The sequence below is a fragment of the Vibrio sp. OPT41 genome, assembly GCF_015163595.1.
GTDB classification, from domain to species: domain Bacteria; phylum Pseudomonadota; class Gammaproteobacteria; order Enterobacterales; family Vibrionaceae; genus Vibrio; species Vibrio alginolyticus.
The window spans coordinates 155097-169882 of the sequence record NZ_JADDYH010000010.1; the positions used below are offsets into that span (position 1 = coordinate 155097).

15 protein-coding genes and 1 pseudogene are annotated in these 14786 nt (G+C 43.8%); 6 read left to right on the plus strand and 10 right to left on the minus strand.

Features of this window, described 5'->3' with window-relative positions; translation table 11 throughout:
• Position 1: 1 nt before the first annotated feature.
• The 7 genes and pseudogenes from IQP38_RS02305 to IQP38_RS02335 all read right to left on the minus strand — a co-directional run bounded on the left by IQP38_RS02305 (position 2) and on the right by IQP38_RS02335 (position 6243).
• Positions 2-1069, minus strand: coding sequence for a CBASS cGAMP-activated phospholipase (locus tag IQP38_RS02305; protein WP_193837263.1), 1068 nt, complete (start codon positions 1067-1069; stop codon positions 2-4).
• 258 nt (positions 1070-1327) lie between these two features.
• Positions 1328-1747 (minus strand): PD-(D/E)XK nuclease superfamily protein, encoded by a 420-nt coding sequence (locus IQP38_RS02310; protein WP_062850836.1) that lies wholly within the window; start codon positions 1745-1747, stop codon positions 1328-1330.
• 10 nt (positions 1748-1757) lie between these two features.
• On the minus strand, positions 1758-2006 hold the full coding sequence (locus IQP38_RS02315; protein ID WP_193837264.1) for a hypothetical protein: 249 nt from the start codon (positions 2004-2006) through the stop codon (positions 1758-1760).
• 547 nt (positions 2007-2553) lie between these two features.
• Positions 2554-3099, minus strand: coding sequence for a helix-turn-helix domain-containing protein (locus IQP38_RS02320; RefSeq protein WP_193837265.1), 546 nt, complete (start codon positions 3097-3099; stop codon positions 2554-2556).
• Between the two features lie 41 nt (positions 3100-3140).
• Positions 3141-4226, minus strand: a complete 1086-nt coding sequence (locus tag IQP38_RS02325; RefSeq protein ID WP_193837266.1) for an ATP-binding protein — start codon at positions 4224-4226, stop codon at positions 3141-3143.
• Between the two features lie 131 nt (positions 4227-4357).
• Positions 4358-5737: pseudogene (locus IQP38_RS02330) on the minus strand (DEAD/DEAH box helicase).
• Positions 5731-6243, minus strand: a complete 513-nt coding sequence (locus IQP38_RS02335) for a hypothetical protein (RefSeq protein ID WP_318123851.1) — start codon at positions 6241-6243, stop codon at positions 5731-5733. The pseudogene IQP38_RS02330 and the gene IQP38_RS02335 overlap by 7 nt, the downstream one beginning before the upstream one ends.
• Positions 6244-6356: 113 nt before the next feature.
• Here IQP38_RS02335 and IQP38_RS02340 point away from each other — a divergent pair, with 113 nt between their 5' ends.
• The 3 genes from IQP38_RS02340 to IQP38_RS02350 are packed head-to-tail and all read left to right on the plus strand — an operon-like array spanning position 6357 to position 8882.
• Positions 6357-6674 (plus strand): helix-turn-helix domain-containing protein, encoded by a 318-nt coding sequence (locus tag IQP38_RS02340; protein WP_193837268.1) that lies wholly within the window; start codon positions 6357-6359, stop codon positions 6672-6674.
• A gap of 2 nt (positions 6675-6676) precedes the next feature.
• A complete protein-coding gene (gene dgt / locus IQP38_RS02345) occupies positions 6677-8206 on the plus strand; it encodes a dGTPase (protein WP_193837269.1) in 1530 nt (509 codons plus the stop codon).
• A complete protein-coding gene (locus IQP38_RS02350) occupies positions 8196-8882 on the plus strand; it encodes a hypothetical protein (protein ID WP_193837270.1) in 687 nt (228 codons plus the stop codon). The genes dgt and IQP38_RS02350 overlap by 11 nt, the downstream gene beginning before the upstream one ends.
• A 242-nt stretch (positions 8883-9124) precedes the next feature.
• Here IQP38_RS02350 and IQP38_RS02355 read toward each other — a convergent pair whose 3' ends face one another.
• Positions 9125-10030 carry a LysR family transcriptional regulator gene (locus IQP38_RS02355; RefSeq protein ID WP_005379156.1) on the minus strand — a complete coding sequence of 302 codons (906 nt, stop codon included), beginning with the start codon at positions 10028-10030 and terminating at the stop codon, positions 9125-9127.
• 121 nt (positions 10031-10151) lie between these two features.
• Between IQP38_RS02355 and xapA the strand changes: the two genes are divergently transcribed.
• Positions 10152-10976: a xanthosine phosphorylase gene (gene xapA, locus IQP38_RS02360; protein WP_171344464.1), complete on the plus strand. Its 825-nt coding sequence runs from the start codon at positions 10152-10154 to the stop codon at positions 10974-10976.
• Between the two features lie 105 nt (positions 10977-11081).
• On the opposite strand, the gene IQP38_RS02365 is transcribed toward xapA, so the two are convergent.
• Complete coding sequence (locus tag IQP38_RS02365; protein ID WP_193837271.1) at positions 11082-11693, minus strand: bifunctional 4-hydroxy-2-oxoglutarate aldolase/2-dehydro-3-deoxy-phosphogluconate aldolase; 612 nt, start codon at positions 11691-11693, stop codon at positions 11082-11084.
• A 9-nt stretch (positions 11694-11702) separates the two neighbouring features.
• On the minus strand, positions 11703-13079 hold the full coding sequence (locus IQP38_RS02370) for a GntP family permease (protein WP_012841240.1): 1377 nt from the start codon (positions 13077-13079) through the stop codon (positions 11703-11705).
• 153 nt (positions 13080-13232) lie between these two features.
• On the opposite strand from IQP38_RS02370, the gene IQP38_RS02375 reads away from it, so the two are divergent.
• Together IQP38_RS02375 and IQP38_RS26150 are read left to right on the plus strand one after the other, a co-directional pair.
• Complete coding sequence (locus tag IQP38_RS02375) at positions 13233-13757, plus strand: gluconokinase (protein ID WP_193837272.1); 525 nt, start codon at positions 13233-13235, stop codon at positions 13755-13757.
• Positions 13757-14786 (plus strand): dihydroxy-acid dehydratase (locus IQP38_RS26150; RefSeq protein WP_228009955.1); only part of this gene is annotated, 1030 nt, incomplete at its 3' end. The genes IQP38_RS02375 and IQP38_RS26150, both read left to right, overlap by 1 nt.

Genomic DNA, 14786 nt, shown 5'->3' on the forward strand with positions numbered 1-14786 from the left:
TTTATTTAAATTTGCGGGCAGGTACTTTGAAAAAATCTGCCAATGCTTTGTTTTTAGTGAACTCTTCAGTAGCTAATTGCCTACCACGGCTAGCTAAATTGCTGAGCGAGCTTTCAGAAGCGTTATCCAAAGTAATGTCACTTGCAGCTTCATGGGGTACTGTGTCATCCAGATACACGAGATTGCCTATGGCGTCATGTGTCGCTAACTCTCTTGACAACATAGCTCTGTGAAGTTGCTGATTCGCCGTCATGGTACTGAGGACCAACCTTTCTCCCATACCCCATAACCCTAGATAGCCGCTTTTACCAGACAAACTAGAAGGGCTGAGACTATACTCCGCCCCCAGAGTACCTACGTTGAGTATCCTGACATCACTAACCTTTGTCTCAGGAAAGTCTGTCGTCATATCGCGAAAAACTTCATGTAAGCCAATAAAACTCGGATTATTTGCAACCAAGCCTCCATCAGCAAAATAGGCATCCAAATCTTCACAATAGTGAGGAGCAAAATATGTGGGTGCAGCTGAAGTAGCCAAAGCTGCATCAATTAACTTGAGGCGACCATCCCTGTTAAATTCCGGGTTGTGGGGAGTTTTGAAGAACTGAGGTTTACCTGTAGAAAGATTAACTGTAGGAATGAGAACTCTACACTTCAGATCATTAAAAGTGCTGTCTTCACCGACCATACTGGCTATCGTTGTAGCTAATGGCTTACTGTCATAAAGCGGACGTCTGGCCAGTCGATACTTTCTGCGTAAACCTGAGAAAAATCGTGGGTATTTCTGCTCAGGAAAGATATGTCCTGCTTGTTTTCTAAACACCTCTTCCAGCTCTTTTGCGCTCTTTCCATAAGCCAAACCCAAAGCCAGAATTCCACCAATAGAAGTACCTGTAATCAGGTCAAAATAATCTCCAATTTTAAAACCATTAATACCTTGTGTTTCTTCGACTACTCGCTCAATTTCAGCCAACAAGCTGATAGTAAATAAGCCTCTTGCTCCGCCGCCATTCAAACTAAGAATTCGGACTTGGTTTTTAACATGTTCATTCTCAGGTGGATTTGGCATGCTGCCTCCATTTTCAATCCATCACATCAGTACAGTTAGGGTAAGTTGTGGTAACGGATTTACCACAACTCTGGTTTTGAGTATTTATACACACAAAGCTGGTCATGGTTCATACCCAGAGCCGTTACAACGTGGGCATTGAAGAGGCTCGTAGCTCCGCTTGGTCAGCTTTTCGAATGTCCGCTTCACCGCCCATGCTTCTTGCCTTTGCATTCCTTACTTTTTTTGAGTCATATCTTACCCCTAGAAAACTGCTGGTTACGCCGCATCAAAATAGCCACGCAAACGTTCTGAAAGCTCACTTACCTTTAGTGCATGAAGTTTTGGAGCCATATCCTTTCTTGAGTTGAGAAACGTTACCGCTCGGTTATGTTTAAGTAGTTCTTGCCCACCACAAACAACCAAGTACTCCTGATGCTCAGAGTTGGCGGCATCCATAGCTGTATAGGCGAGCTTCTCAATCGCTGTCCCGCTTGTCTCCTGATACTTAGCAGCAATCTGCAAACTTCCTTGTGGCGTATAGACGATGAAGTGAGCGTAATCATTTTTTTCGGGTAGTAGCGTACTTGAGTAACGAACGTTACTCTGAAACGTAAAAGGTTGTTTCGTAGAGTTTTGAGTCAACCCAATGCTTTTAAGGGTGGCAGAAATGTCCGCCAGTAAGTGCTTACGAGACATATGCATCCTCCTATCGAGCTTTATTGGATTGAGCTAAAACAGAAGCGGCGAGCGTTTTCGTTTCTTCACTGTACTTAGTGCTCTGTAACGCCTTGGACGCTCTGCTTTCCATTTCAGAGCTAGTCTGTCTAGGGGTTGAAGTTTGTGATAAAGCCGAACCAGCAAACGCTTTTGCGATCGATGAAGCATTTGGGTTCTTTAGGGTGTGGGAAGCAAGTGAAGCAACATCACTTGAAGTCTGTTTGGTGTTTTTAGGCATAACTAAGCCTCCAAAAATTGGTGATAACTATTTCATGTTCACCAGGATGGATGCTAAGCTAAGGGTTCGACGTTTAGATGAACATCCTTCCTAGTGGGTGATGATTGTCTTTAAGTAAGCCCCTGACAATCGTTGGGGGTTTTCTTTATCTAATACCTGTTAGTTTTTACTCCACAGACAAACACTATATGTTGTGTCATTCATACTACGGATCACAAGATAGTGCCGATAAGCAGGTATTTCAAGTTGCATACAACACACCAACTGTGGATAACTCACTTTAACGCCATCACCTGTTAGTAGCTGCTAACCTATAACCTTTTTAGCTACAAGCACTCCAAAAACTTCAACCTCATAACTAGCTGATATATAACCAAGAAAAATAAAAATCACTTGATCTTTGGTTACATTTCGATCTATAGCCACTCAAAAAGCAAGGCCTTATTTTTGCACTTCTGGTTCATCATTTTTTTTTAACCAGAGGGTTAAAAAACACCTCTTCAGGCTGAAGAGATGTTACGATCAAACTCTGGTTAAATCAAGATTTTTAATCAGAAAGACCAATCAGCTCATAGACGAACTCTTTTCCACCGCTCTCAGCCACTTCCTCAACTCGCTTAACGTAGCCCAACTTAAAGAGGTTCTTAAGACGAGTACTTGCATTTTGAGTGCTAATATCCAAGCTCTTTGAGATTTCGCTCGTTGTGGCTTTCTTGTTGGCACACAAATAATCCGCAAGCTCTTTAATAGACTTTGACATAGCTGGCCCGATAAATGAAGGTTCATTCCCCTGCCATACAGTCATTGGCTGCTCTTTTGCTATAGCCCCATATGTCCAGTTGTCTAATAAGTCTTCATCAATAAAATCCGTTAAATAGAAAAACTTCTCTCCAGAATAATGTTTTGCCAGTGACATAACACTCTCTCTTGGAAAAGATGCATCCGTAGCAATAATTCCTTGCAACGATATACCAAAAGTGTTCTTTTCTTGATGGGACTCAACAAATTGTAACAAAGAAGCGTAAACAGCCTTACCTTTAACGTTTCCATTTGGGTGCGCGTCTTGCGTAAAATCTTTAAGTTTAAGAAGCATAAGTCTGGTTCATGTTTTTTATTTAATGAGAATATAGCACATTAATGTAGATAAAAATCAAAACAAATGTGAGTTCCTAATATTTTTGTGAGATTCTCATGAAAGTAGAACTCATTAACTTTTCCGCCTCGATACTTAATCGTTATCTCAAAACACTCTTGTCTGATACAAATCGTAGCATCAAACTTAGCTGCGTTTTTGGCGCTAACTTTCATACCTAACCCACGACTTTTGTAATTGGGGTCTTTAGCACCGCTAATACCTCCACTCTCAAAAACTTCCTTTAACAACATGGCATTGCTTTCTGAGTTGTCTTCAGGGAATCTCTCAAACAAGTCTGAATAACGCGACTTAAGCACTGGCCTCAACGTCCCAACAATACCTTTCCCGCTATCCGAGAAAACTGTTTGTACGTTTTTACCAATACCACCTTTTTCATACACTTGGAGTGCGGCAACTCCAGGAATTGGGGATTCAGAATGCTCTATGATGTTGTTTATAAACTCAGCAATAAAACCAAACGCCGTATTGGCATGCTCTTCACCCGCTAAAGCAATAAAAGACTGCTTCAATTTAGACGGTAAATCAGTATGTTCGGTCTGATAAGGAATAGAGACAAACTCCATAACTTTGTTGTTTTTTCCATAATGGCAGGAGCTGTCTTGCACTTCTGGAACAACATTAATAGAGCCGTCTAACTCGTCGAATAGTCCAACACGACATAAATAAGTGAAAGAACCTTCGCACTCTGAAAAGTCCAAAGTTATGTCTTTTCCTTCATGTGCTAACTGATTAACAAGACACAATATTCTCGAGATCGCACCAAGTAAAATCGAACAATCGCAGAACTTTAATCTTATGCGGTCAACGGAACTTGACCACAAATCTTCCTGCTCCATAAGGATATTTTCAAAATCAGATATTCTTAGCCAACCCGTTTTGGCAATTTCTACGACCGTCTCTTTGTCTGATAAGTACCACCTATCATCTGAACACGTAAATAGTCCACTGTCATCGTGATGTAGAAATGAATTGACCGATTTTTTTTTAAGGTTTAATCGCTTAGCGATCTCTCTCCCTTTTAATCCCGGATTATTATGCAGTAATAGCTGTATCTCTGACTTCATCAATCAATTCTCACATTTGAATACATGTATTGCACACCTAGCAGAAAATACCAAAGCAGTTACATATGGTATGGCTAATGCATTGTAGCGGAAGTTGAAGCTGAACCAGAGTACAAAAGATCATTTTTTGACTAGGGTGCAATCAGAAAAGCGGAAATTATGCGATGCTTAAAAACCCCTAATTGAAGCTCATCAAGTATGGCAATAGGACCATTTGAATGAGGTGTGGTACTGCCTACGCTACTCCACATCAATGTTAAGTCCTCACTACGGCTTTCTAAAAGGTCTTTTTCATTCAAGGAAGTACATTGATCTTCCAACTCAAATTTTAATGTGCTCGATGCTTTTGCGAACATACATGATTCAGGAATGTCTTGCTCTATCCGCTCCAAAAATTCTATAAGGTTTTGTTCTGCGAAAGTGAAGAGCCACGCTTGCTGGTTTATTGAGCCATTAACTCTAAGAATACGCCCAAGTACTTGCCTAAAGTACAGTTCTGTCTTGACTGAACTAATGTGACAACAAACTTGAAGGCGAGGAATATCTGTGCCTTCGCTGATCATTCCAACACTTACAATCCACTGTGTATGACTCTGACGATAGCGTTCAATTTCAGCTAATGGTTCTTCGTGGCGGTAAGTAACAATTGAGGCTGATTGGGCGTATTTTTGAGAGAGTATTTTTTTAATTTTTTGTGCATGCTGAACTGATGACGCAACCACCAACCCTCCAGCATTTGGAGATTGAGAACGTAGCTCTGCAAGCTTTTTACACCCCAGACCAAGTAAGTATTCCATCGCTTCTTGATTGTGAATGACACTTTGATACGAGGTTTTAGTCTGTTTGAGCATCTCTAGTATTGAGGAAAATGATTCAACCTTTTCATCACTAATTACCGACAAATGTTCATTGTCTACTAAGACCAACTTTGGAGATCTACAAACATTATCAGCAATAGCTTGCTTCAACGTATATTGATAGTCGACCTGAAGCTGCCCCTCAGGGTCACTGTACTCACCTAACACGATAGGCAAAGCATCCGACCGTCATGGGGTTCCTGACATAGCGAGTGTGTAGGTAGCAAGTCCCTGAATCTTTGTAAGTACTTGTTGCCCCCAAACATTTGCATTTTCTACATCCGAACCAGAACAATGATGAATCTCATCAAAGACTACGAACACTCTTCGGTTACTGAGAGTTTGCCAAAATTCATCATTAAGAAATTGAATTGATTGATAGGTTAGTGACTGCCCAATTGAACCTAACCCACCATTAAAAGTGCAATTAAGAGTGTTCGAAAAGGTTCTTTTTATACTATCCGAAACGGTTAAAGATGGAGAAAAACACAACACAAGATCGACCATATCATCTTGCAACAATCTTGAAGCTATCGTGGCTGCAAGCACAGTTTTACCAGCTCCTGGTGTGGCTTGGCAAAAGAAGTGACGATGGTTATCTGTAAATTTTCTTAATGCCCGTTCAGAACACTCTCTCTGCCAAGCTCTCAGCATGCTTGTTTTCCGTCATAGAGAACCTTTAGAACATTTGTTAAGCCATTTACTCTTCCCAGTAGGTACGCTGAACGTTCTTTTGCTTCTTCAAGAAGCGTGATTAATTTCGGTTCCAGTTCAGGAAATCGCGCTTTGAGAGACTGGTATTCATCAATCTCACCCAAAACAATCTCTAGTTCTCCTTTACATTGATTGCACTCACTCACTAACACCGAGTAGTCACGGCTCGAATAAATATCAATATCTACATTTCCTGATTTTGGCTCCACATTAAGAGATTTAAAGGTGTCTGTCTGAAAGTATCTTTTTTGACGACCGCTCCCTTCACTTCTAAGCCAGCCTTTCTTTATAAACCGTAAGATTTGTCGATAAACCTTTTTGCGCGCTTCATCAGGATCAACAGGAGAGCCTTTTAGAACAATAAACTCATCCCTTAATTCAATTACTGAAAAACCATCTATTGTTCTTTCAACCAACAAGTTATACATCTCTGTACTGAGCTTCATAGAACGCTTCATCTATTGCTAACACCACCAAAACTAAGGATTGCTTAGTATACAGAAATCAGTAAAACTAAGAAAATCTTAGTTACCGCTGAGCTTTAAGATATGAACCATAAGTGTCATTCCAAAACCCAATTCCACTGCGCCTCAAAGAAGCGCGTAAAAAAGCAAAACTCTCTCAGAAAGCCTTGGGAGTAAAAATAGGTATGGATGAAAGCTCGGCAAGCCCAAGGATGAATCAGTACGAAAAGGGGAAACATACACCCGATGTTCAAACGCTGAAATTGATTGCGGATGAGTTAGGCGTCCCTTTGAGCTATTTTTTCTGTGAAGATGACGATTCTGCTGAGCTATCAACTTACATAGCTCAACTAACGAAACAACAAAAAGAAGATCTGATAACCCACATCAGAAATAAATACCTAAGAGAATAAGCGTGAAAAATATTGTAAATACTGAAAGACATCGTGAATCCACAGCTGATCATGTAACCCTCCTAGCTGGAACTCAAAGTGATCGTGCGCGACTAATGTACTCAGCCTCATTTCGAAGGTTGCAACAAAAAGCACAAGTTTTCTCATTAGAAAGTAACTCCGCGGTACGTTCACGCTTAACTCACTCTCTTGAGGTCTCTCATATAGGACGTTATATCGTTGCCAGTATCTCTGAGAAGATTAAAGATGCTAGCGACATTAGCCAAGATCAGAAAGATTATTGGAAAGACAATGGTATAGCCCTATCAAACATTGTAGAAACAGCATGTTTAATGCACGACATTGGTAACCCTCCATTTGGACACTTTGGTGAAGCAGCTATATCTAAATGGGCGAACTCTCAAGAAGCGATTAACACGTTATCTGCTTCGTTGGGTACGACATCTAATGAGTATCTGCGAGCCCTCGATGATTTTAAGTTTTTTGATGGAAACCCACAGGGATTTAGAATCATCACTAAACTTCAAGGTGATGATGGTTTTTATGGTTTAAACCTAACTTACGTTCAACTTGCAGCTTTCTTAAAGTATACATACAGCCCTGCAACGATTAACGAGCATAAAGATAAGCCTTTCACTAAAAAAGTGGGATATTTCGATACTGAAATTGATGTAATAGAAAGTGCTTGGTCTACTCTTGGTATGGCACCTAATACAAGACACCCCCTAGGCTTTTTAATGGAGGCTTCAGATGATATCTCATACTGTATTAGTGATATTGAAGACGGGATAGAAAAAGGGATTATTTCCGTAGACCATTTCAAAGCCAATGTCATCCAAGGACTAGAAAAGGTCAGCCCAAAGCACGGCAACCCTCAGATATGCTCAGATTTGAGCAACATTCTAAATTCCGTTAAGCAAGCTCCCGTTGGACAGTTTTTAAGCTTCAAAACGAAGCTGTCAAACTTTTTGGTAGATAGTGTTGCCCAAAGTTTTGTTGATAAATATAACGATTTCATCAAGATGAATGTGCACAAAGAAATCATATCTAAAGGTACCTTAGAGTATGACCTTTTAAAGATACTAAAGGTTTATACTGGTGACTATTTGTTTACATCTTCAGAGGCTGAGTGCATGGAGCTATCTGGGTACTCTATAATTTCTGGAATTATTTCTGACTACCAAAAGCTACTAGAGCTTCCCAAAGAGCAGTTTATGTCATTAATTATAAATGACTTCGATTTAATTAAAGAGAATGACCTTCACATCCATAGAAGGCTCTTTAATCGACTACCAGAAAAACATCTAAATGCATATAAAGCGGCTATTCTGAAGAATTCGTTACCAAATTTTGTGAAAGAGCTTGGTGAGAACACTACTCTTAACGATGCTTTAGTTGAGCATTTAACTCAGTTTGATAAAGTGAAAGAATGGAACTTACGAGCCCACCTGATTATTGATTTTGTATCAGGAATGACAGACCAATTTTCAATGGAGTTTTTCCATATGTTAAAGGGGATAAATGTTAAATAATCATACAGGTAACAATTTCCACGGTATGAAGCTAAGCCGCCACCCTGTAGCTTGGGTGGCGAAGGTATTGGCTTCTTGGATAAATAGCAATGCTCAACTAGAGATGAGTAGGTACCAGTACGTTCCTCAATCTTTCAATGATTACAGATCAACATTTTTAGTGCCGGTTGCTCAAGTGAATGAGAGTTCACTTCTTGAGATGTTGATGTCTCTAGAACCAGAAACTGAGTTAGCTGTACATTCAAAAGTAATCTTGAACAACGAGTGTTACCACATTCCAATGATAGACTTTGGTTCAAAAGGTTCTACACCTTCTGCGTCAGAGGCCATAAAAGAGCTGTGTAGATATTGGAACATGGGCTTCAACCTGTACGAGAGCGGTCGGTCATTTCATGGTTATGGCAATCGTCTTTTAACAAATGATCAATGGCTTCAATTTATGGGAAGTCTTTTGCTCTTAAACAAACCCAGTGGCTACAAGCTTATAGATGAACGGTGGGTAGGACATCGTATTATGGGAGGGTACTCAGCGTTAAGGTGGAGCAAAAACACATCACACTATAAACGCTTTCCGGTTCATTGTGGCTTCGTCAACGCGGACACTTTCCAAATACACGAAACTGATATCAATTCTATAATTCCTCCTCCGCCGAGATCGATAGGCCCAAGTTTTTAACGAAATCAAGTCTGGAAAATCGATTTTCCAGACTTAAATTTTCTTAAAATTTAACCTAGTTTTTGTGATTTCTGGAAAATATCTCTTAGAGGCCGTTACCAAAGGATTTCCAGAAAAATTCCAGAGTTAGATATAAAGGGTAATCGGAAACGATGCGTTAATTACGCGCTAATCGCATTGCTGATTTCAGCGAATCATTTGAAAAGGTCACCTTAGGGTGACCTTTTTTTGTTAGCCCATGCTTAACTCGCGTTCTCCAATAACGTGCGAATAAACTCGGCTTTGATAGCACTCTCCTGCTTACCGTCATGAATCAGACACAAGTCTGCACGCAGTGACTCTTTCAGCTTGATAAAACGAATCCCATGCCAATGATGCTGAGAAAACGTCGACGGCACCAACGTCACGGTATTGCTGTTTGCCACATACGCCATCAAGGTGCTTGGCTCCACCACTTGTTTGCCAATATGGGGTGAAAAGCCTTCTTGCAGACAGGCATTAATGATGAAGTTTGCCGAGGCAGAATTCGCCAAACTCATAAACGCAAACTCACACGTCTTTAAATCTTGGAGTCGCAGCAAAGATTTGCTGGCTAACTCATGTTGCTCCGACACCGCCACCACAAACACATCTTTGCCCAAAGACACCGACTGATACGGATAAATGTTGAGTGCATCGGCAAAACGCACAATGCCCACATCGATTTTCTTCTCGCTCAGGTGCTTCTTTTGCGTCTCTGGGTTAAGGTCAAAAATGTCGGCGTGATAAGTGTCATGCTCAGCATGGAAGCGCTGTAACAGACGATCAAATCCGCCCCAAAATGCGCTACTTACCACACCAACTCGCAAGATGTTTCTCTGGTTCAAACCCACTTGCTGCACTTGATTGAGCGAGACATCTAAGGTCTGAAAAATCAGTTGGCATTTGGACTCCAACAATCGCCCGGCCTCCGTTAGCATGACGTTTCTTGAATCACGCTCAAACAGTTTGACGTTAAGCACCTCTTCCAACTCTTTGATGCGATTGCTCAACGGCGAATTGGTGATATTAAGGTTCTCGGCGGCCTTAGTGAAATGCTTGGTTTGTGCGACCTCGTAAAAGTAACGCAGCATCTTCAGCGTCACGCGCTCAAATGGTTCTGACTTCATGCATTGAGTCCTAGCGAATTTCATCATCCTCTTTTTAAGGATGATAGTAGCGAATAAAGCAAAGATAACCAGCGCAGAAAGTCACACAATGGAATCAACACACAACCAGAAGGTGACTAACATGAATCACGATCCAGTAATCGGCGCGCTACAAACCATTCACGAACGCAAACCAAACTTCCAACCTAAAGCGGCGTTTATTTTAGGCTCTGGCTTAGGCGTATTGGCAGACGAGCTACAAGACAAAGTGGTCATTCCATACGAAGAGCTCGAAGGCTTTCCGGTTAGCACCGTGCAAGGCCACTCTGGTGAGTTGGTACTTGGCACCATGGGCGGCGTAGACGTCGTGTGCATGAAAGGTCGCGGTCACTACTACGAACACGGCTCAATGAAGGTCATGACCACGCCCGTACGCACCTTTAAAAAGCTGGGCTGTGAGTTTCTGCTCGTCACCAACGCGGCAGGCTCACTTCGCCCTGAGCGTATTGATGTCGGCTCTCTGGTGGTATTTCATGATCACATCAATACCATGCCTGAATCGCCAATGATCGGTCCGAATGATGAAGAGTACGGCCCGAGGTTCTTCAGCCTCGCCAATGCGTACGACAAAGACCTGCGCGCAGAAGCGTTTGAAGTCGGAAAAGCCAATGGCATTCACCTGAATGAAGGTGTGTTTGTCTCTTACACAGGCCCCAACTTTGAGACCGCAGCCGAAATCCGCATGATGCAAATCATCGGTGGTGATGTGGTGGGCATGTCGGTCGTGCCAGAAGTGATTTCTGCGGCGCATTGCGGCTTACCCGTATTGGCAGTGTGTGCGATCACCAACATGGCAGAAGGCTTGGGAGATGTAGAATTGTCTCACGCCCAAACATTGAAGTGCGCGAAGCTAGCCGAAGCAGATTTCATTCGCTTTATTAAGCGCTTTATTAAGCATCACTTCTAAAGCTGTTTCATTCCAAAAAGCAAAAGGGTCATCAAGTAACTTGATGACCCTTTTTCGTATCACTTTTTCTAACGTTCGGGGGTATTTCGGAGCCGTTTGTGCGTTTTACTTAACTGCGCGAACCAATTCAGCAATGCCTTCCCAATCGCCGTTGTCCATCATTGCGGTTGGCACCATCCACGTACCGCCACAAGCTACAACCGATTTCAGCGCTAGGTAATCTTCCACGTTGGATGGGCTCACGCCACCTGTTGGCATGAATTCCACTGGGTAAACCGCCGTGAGTGCTTTCAGCATGTTTACGCCGCCTGATGGCTCAGCAGGGAAGAACTTCAACATACGCAGACCCATTTCCATCGCTTGCTCAACCAAGCTTGGGTTGTTTACACCCGGTACGATAGTCACACCACGTTGCTGACAGTATTTCACTGTGGTTGGGTTGAAGCCTGGGCTAACGATAAAGTCCACGCCCGCTTCGATCGCGATATCCACTTGTTCTGTGGTCAGAACGGTGCCCGCGCCAATCAACAGTTCTGGGTACGCTTCACGCATGATGCGAATCGACTCCGCCGCCGCTTCGGTGCGGAATGTCACTTCCGCACATGGTAAACCGTTTTCTACCAACACTTTTGCCAGTGGCAGAGCGTGTGCTACGTCGTTGATTGCGATAACTGGGACGATTTTGATTTCTCTTAATCGTTGTTCAAGTGTTGTCATGGGGAACCTCTAAAGAATAAAGCTTAATGTTGCGACGATAATAAACGCGATACCGCCAAGTAACGTTTCCATTACCGTCCAAGTTTTTAACGTGGTTTTCTCATCCATCTCAAGGAGACGAGATACCAACCAGAAACCAGAGTCATTGAAGTGAGACAGTACCGTTGCGCCACCCGCAATCGCGATTACGATAAAGCAAAGGTCTAGTTCACTCAAACCTGTTGATGCAGCCACAACTGGCGCGATAAGAGCCGCCGTAGTGGTTAGCGCTACGGTTGCCGAGCCTTGAGCAACACGCAGACAGGTTGAAATCACAAACGCCGCCACAATCACAGGCATACCTGTGTCTGTAAGAACGTCAGCCAGTGCATCACCGATACCACTTGAACGCAGTACGCCGCCAAACATGCCACCTGCACCCGTGACTAGGATAACACCACAGATAGGAGCCAATGACTCACCACATAATTTTTCTAGTTTTGCCATGCCGTAGTCTTTGGCAAACACAGCCAGACAGACAATCAAAGTGATCAGCAACGCAACTGGGGTTTTACCTAGCATACGTAGGAACTCAACCAGTGCCGTTTTGCCATCAATCACACCCGCAACCGCCAGTGTGTTCAATACCGTATCCAAACAGATTAGCAGGACTGGCAGCACAAGGATGGTCATAACCGTGCCAAATTTTGGTGCGTTGCGCTCATCCACCATCGCTTCGCCATTAAAGAAGGCTTTAGATAGTGGGATATCGAATTTTTTGCCCGCGTACAAACCAAATAGGTAAGCGCCAAGGTACCAAGTTGGAATAGCAACCAAAATACCCACCACCAATAGCAGACCGATGTTTGCGCCAAGGAATTCTGCCGCTGCAACCGGACCTGGGTGTGGTGGAACAAACGCGTGCATAACCGCAAAAGCACCAGCTGCAGGCAACGCGTATTTAATTGGTGAGCCACCAAAACGAGCCGCCACACTTAGGATGATTGGCATCATCACTACAAGGCCAGCATCGAAGAAGATTGGGAAGCCAAACAGTAATGAAGCGACGCCCAAAGCAAATGGTGCGCGCTCTTTACCAAAGCGACCAATCAAAGTGTCTGCCAGCACTTTCGCACCGCCAGTCACTTCAAGAATTTTACCGATCATCGCACCGAGACCAACCAGCAATGCCACGGAAGCCAGCGTGCCGCCGAAGCCGCCCATCATGGTCGATACGACTTTCTCTGAAGGAACGCCAGTGGCGATTGCCGTACCTAAACTCACCATAGTAAGGGAAGCAAAAGCATGGACTTTCAGTTTAATGATCAGAACGAGTAACGCTGCAATGGCAAGGCCTGCAATCGTCAGTAGGAACGTAGGATCTGGGGCTTGGGTTAATTGCTCCATAGGTTCACCTTTAAGAATTATTGTTTGTGTTATGGTTCACATTTATTTCAGTTACCGGTAACATGTTACCGATAACATGAATAAGATAAACCCATATTTTAAAGTGAATTCAAAAATTGAGATCACGCGCAAATTTGGTTATGAGGATAAGTTATGGCTGGTAGTAGTGTCATCGTTATGGGCGTTTGTGCTAGTGGTAAAAGCACAATTGGTGAGCATCTAGCGAAAAAGCTAGGGCGTAAATTCATTGATGGTGATGATCTTCATCCACGAGCGAACATTCAGAAAATGGCTTCGGGCCAACCTCTGAACGATGATGATCGCAAGCCATGGCTAGAACGCATTCGTGATGCGGCGTACAGCCTAGAAAGCAAAAACGAACACGGCATTATTGTCTGTTCAGCACTGAAAAAGATTTACCGCGATCAGATCCGCGAAGGCAACAACAACGTGACCTTCCTGTTCCTTGATGGCGATAGGGAGTTGATCCTTAATCGCATGCGTATGCGCAAAGGCCACTTCATGAAAGAAAACATGGTGAAGAGCCAATTCGAGACACTAGAGCGCCCAGACAACGAGCCTCAAACTCTGATCGTCAGTATCGACGGAGACATCAGCGACGTGTTGGAACGCTCTGCCGCTGAGCTAATCAAAATGCAAGCGATCGAGGTGGCGTAATGACTCACTCTGTTGTTCTTGAGGTCACACAACGCTTGACCGAGCGCAGCCGTGAAGCGCGCGCTGCCTTTCTTGCTCGCACCGAAGTGCAAGCCGAAGCTGGCAAAGGCCGTGTTGGTTTATCTTGTGGTAACTTAGCCCATGCAGTCGCCGCTTCTTGCTCTTCTGAAAAGAAAAATATTCTCGATTTTACTCATGCCAATGTCGCGCTGATCAGCGCCTACAACGACATGTTGAGCGCCCACCAGCCGTACCAAGACTACCCAGCACAAATCAAAAAAGTGCTGGCGGACTACGGCCATACGGCGCAAGTCGCAGGTTGTGTGCCAGCGATGTGCGATGGGGTGACTCAAGGTCAAGCAGGCATGGATATGTCGCTGTTTTCGCGTGACTTAATTGCGCAATCAACGGCGTTGTCTTTGAGTCACAATGTCTTTGATGCCACATTACTGCTTGGCATCTGTGACAAAATCGCACCGGGGCAACTGATGGGCGCGCTGTCTTACGCACACCTACCAACGGCGTTTGTGCCAGCGGGTCTGATGGCAACAGGCATCAGCAACGAAGAGAAAGTCGACGTGCGCCAAAAATACGCAGCGGGAGAAGTCGGCAAAGACGCTCTGCTGGATATGGAGTGTCGCGCTTACCACTCTGCGGGTACGTGTACATTTTACGGCACCGCCAATACCAACCAGTTGGTGTTCGAAGCCATGGGCTTGATGCTGCCAGGTTCGGCATTCATTCATCCCCATACCCAACTGCGTAAAGCGTTAACCAATCACGCGGCTCTGAAAATCGCCTCAATGACGGCGGGTTCTGCACACTTCCGTCCGCTGGCCGAGGTGGTCACAGAAAAGAGCTTGGTCAACGGCATCATCGCTCTACTTGCATCTGGCGGCAGCACCAATCACACCATTCATATGATCGCCGTGGCGCGTGCTGCTGGCATCTTGCTCACCTGGCAAGACATCAGCGATCTGTCGGATGTGGTTCCTTTATTAGCGCGCGTTTACCCGAACGGCCCAGCCG